The sequence below is a fragment of the Anoxybacillus ayderensis genome, from assembly GCF_000833605.1.
GTDB classification, from domain to species: Bacteria; Bacillota; Bacilli; order Bacillales; family Anoxybacillaceae; genus Anoxybacillus; species Anoxybacillus ayderensis.
Window position 1 is genome coordinate 1 of sequence record NZ_JXTG01000074.1, and the last position, 606, is coordinate 606.

At 35.6% G+C, this 606-nt stretch carries 2 protein-coding genes; both read left to right on the forward strand.

Features of this window, described 5'->3' with window-relative positions:
- The coding region (locus tag JV16_RS15465; RefSeq protein WP_160289331.1) for a transposase at positions 1 to 219 on the forward strand (219 nt) is incomplete at its 5' end.
- Between the two features lie 109 nt (positions 220 to 328).
- A partial coding sequence (locus tag JV16_RS15880; protein ID WP_476855434.1) for a DUF8052 family protein occupies positions 329 to 606 on the forward strand: 278 nt, incomplete at its 3' end.

Consider the following 606-nt stretch of genomic DNA (forward strand, 5'->3'; position numbering starts at 1 on the left):
CGGTATTCGTTTTGTCCTTGTTCGGTTGTGCGCGCGATTGCAAAAGCGCTCGTCAAGCGAACAGAAGAAATCGTTTCTTGCATTTTATCCCCTTACTCGAATGGGAAAATGGAAGGAACGAATAACAAGATCAAGCTGATCAAACGTCGGGGATATGGATACAGAAATATCCAGCGTTTTGCATTACGGGTTCGGTTAGAAACGACTAACATACTTTAATGGCAGGTGCAAGTACATCTTTTGGTGATGAACCAGAAAAAAGAAACTGTTGAAATGTTTTACATTTTTAAATATAATAATATTCAGAAAATTTTAAAAGGTGGCTGTGATGAATATAAACAAATATATCCATAACCTAACAACAATTCTTACACCTTATTTCAACGTTTATCGGGATGAAAAGCTCGGCACATTGTCTTTACCTTTTTATGCTCATTATCACCGACGTGATGAGAAATATTTTATGACAAAAAAGTCGAAAATTTGGGCTGTTGAAAATGAGCAATTTATTTTTGTGTGGCAAAAAGAAAATATCGTGACAAAAGAAGACATCACACAATTCTCTCAAACATTTATCAATCATGTGCCGAACTACATATCCAACCA